The 2,771-nt window shown below is 66.8% G+C and carries 3 protein-coding genes; all 3 read right to left on the bottom strand.

Translation table 11 applies throughout. The features are described from left to right. Positions 1-130: 130 nt before the first annotated feature. Positions 131-631, bottom strand: coding sequence for an Hpt domain-containing protein (locus tag AC5JJ6_RS07775; RefSeq protein ID WP_496041489.1), 501 nt, complete (start codon positions 629-631; stop codon positions 131-133). A gap of 11 nt (positions 632-642) precedes the next feature. Then, positions 643-2,028 (bottom strand): ATP-binding protein, encoded by a 1,386-nt coding sequence (locus AC5JJ6_RS07770; RefSeq protein ID WP_496041488.1) that lies wholly within the window; start codon positions 2,026-2,028, stop codon positions 643-645. Between the two features lie 102 nt (positions 2,029-2,130). After that, on the bottom strand, positions 2,131-2,771 hold a 641-nt coding region (locus AC5JJ6_RS07765), incomplete at its 5' end, for a class II glutamine amidotransferase (RefSeq protein ID WP_496041487.1).

Below are 2,771 nucleotides of genomic sequence, written 5' to 3'. Positions count from 1 at the left end.
GCGGTGCTTCCCGGCGAGCTGACCAAGACCGAGCAGAAGTTCCTCCACACCTACGGCATCACCCCGATCGACATCACCCGGGCGGAAGCCGTGGCGGTGCTGGCCGCGGCGTGAACCGCACCCGGCGCGCTCAGGCGCGCCGGGACAGCGCTTCGACGGTTCGTTCGACCGCGGCGGTCAGTTCGGCTATCAGCTCCTGGTCGATCGTCCGGCCGTCTTCGCTCTTGGCGGCTTCCTCGACCACGGCTGCCAGTGCGGAAATCCTGGCGGCTCCCAGGTTGCCCGCAAGACCCCGAAGAGTGTGGGCGGCACCGGCCAGCACGGCCCTGTCGGGTCCGGCGCAAGCCTCCCTGACGCGGACGAATTCCGCCTGTACGTCCCGGCAGAAGGCGACGAGCAGCTCGGACAGCATCTCCTCGCCGACCACATCCCGGATCTCCCCGATCTGGCTTTCGTCGATCAGCCCGTCGTCGGACGGGGCGGCAGGGAAGGGGACGACGGTGGAGTGCGGCGCCGGCGCCGCATGGACCCGCGTCCGGCTGACCATCGCCCTAAGCTTGGCCTGGTCCAGCGGCTTTGTCAGGTATCCGTCAAGACCGGACGCCATGTGCTGGTCCATCTGCTCGGACATGGCGTCGGCGCTCAGCCCGATGATCGGATCAGCGAGGCGGGACCGCCGAGGGCCCTGATCGCGCGGGTCGCTTCCGGTCCGTCGATCTCGGGCATGTGCATGTCCATCAGCACCAGGTCGTAGCCCATCGGGTTGTCCTCGGACCTCAAGCCCGTCTCGGCCACCTCCAGCAGGGCCATTCGTCCGTCCGGAACCGAGACGATCTCGTGGCCGTCCTGTTCCAGGATGCGCTCCACCAGCATGCGGTTGATCGCATTGTCCTCGGCCAGCAGGACGCGCCGGGTTTCCCGCGTCGCCACCTCGTCCACTTCCGCCTCGTCGGCATAGGCCGGAGGCTGGCAAATGCTGGCGGGGATGCGGACCAGGAACACGGAGCCTTCGCCCGGCATGCTGGTGACCCGCACCGATCCGCCCATGGCCTCGACCAACCGCTTGCTGATCGCCAGCCCAAGCCCGGTGCCGCCGAAGCGCCGCGTCGTCGTCTCGTCGGCCTGGACGAAAGGCTGGAAGATCCGGCGCAGCTGTTCGGACGTCATGCCGATGCCGGAATCCATGACCGCGAACTCGATCGTGCCGTCCGGCCCCGGCGACACCCGCACGTCGATCCGTCCGTCCTCGGTGAACTTGCAGGCGTTGCCGATCAGGTTCGACAGCACCTGCCGGATCCGCGTCACGTCGCCTTCGATCCATTCCGGCACGTCGGGATCGCTGCTGACGAACAGCGAGGTTTCCCGGTCGCGCGCGGTCTTCGCGAACAGCATGACGATGTCGCGCGCCAGCGATGCCGGGTTGTAGGGGGTGCGTTCCAGCGTCAGGAAGCCGGCGTCGATCTTGCTGAAGTCCAGGATGTCGTTGAGCACCCGCAACAGGTCCTGGCCCGACCGCCGGATGATCTCGACATAGGCGATCTGCTGCTGGTCCAGCGTGTAGCTCTTCAGCAGGTCGGCGAAGCCCAGGATGGCGTTCATCGGCGTCCGCAGTTCGTGGCTCATCGTCGCGAGGAAGCGCGACTTGGCCTCTCCTGCCGCCAGCGTCTCGGTGCGCTGCCGCTCCGCCTCCCGGCGTGTTTCGGCCACCGCCTGCCGGGCCTCGTGAAGGTCGGTCACGTCGCTGACGGTGGCGACGACCAGCGCACCGGACGGAGCGGCGTTCAGCCGCAGCCAGCGGCCGCCGTCAGTAGCCTGATGAAGCGCTTCCGACGTACAGGTCACCCCTGTCCGGGCCACGCGCTGGCAATGGTCGCGCAGGATGGACCAAAGCTCCGGCGGCAGTCCGTCCGCTGCCCGGTTCGATCTCAGCAGGCGAAGCGAGGTCGGCTCGAAGATGGCGATGGCGTCGGGGGACGTATCGAAAACAGCATCCAGCAAGGTATCAGGACCGGTATTCAACTCGGTCATGCCGTACCGATCCTCACATCAGGCGCCCGGTGCGGATGCTGGGGCGGGAACAGCGTCTGTGTCTCACAACCATCGCCGGGAGGCATCATAGGAGCTTTGCCATCAAAGGCAACTACCGTCGCGAAACACGACGAACGACCCCTTGTCCATGATCGTCCAGTCCTCGTCCCGTGTCAGCGGCCGTGTCGCCACCATGCTGACGACGTCGCGCGCCGTGGTCTCCTGGGCGAAATCGACCGTCAGGTCCTCGTCCAGCAGGGTCGCGTTGCCGAACGGATAGCGGCGCGTTAGCCAGGCGAGGTTGGTGCTGCAGAAGCAGAACAGCGACTGTCCGTCGCACAGCAGAAGATTGAACACGCCCCTGCCGTTCAACTCCTCCGCCAGTCTCCGGATCTCGCGGCACAGCGACTTATGGGCGGGCGGACGGTCCCAGCGCTCGCGCAGCCGGTCCAGCATCCAGCAGAAAGCGTGTTCGCTGTCGGTCGTGCCGACCGGCAGATAGGCCGACAATGTCAGGTTCTTGACGCCCTTGAGCTGGCCGTTGTGGGCGAAGGTCCAGTAGCGGCCCCAAAGCTCCCGGATGAACGGGTGCGTGTTCTCAAGCGCCACTCGCCCCCGGTTGGCCCGGCGGATGTGGCAGATCACGTTGGTGCTCTTGATCGAGTAGCCGCGGACGAACCGCGCGATCTCGGACTCGGCGCTGGGGCGTGGGTCGTGGAAGCTGCGGCATCCCTTCCCGTCAT

The sequence above is a fragment of the Skermanella sp. genome (assembly GCF_059503625.1).
Note: the sequence above shows the minus strand (reverse complement) of the source record. Positions and strands in the feature narration are given on the sequence as shown.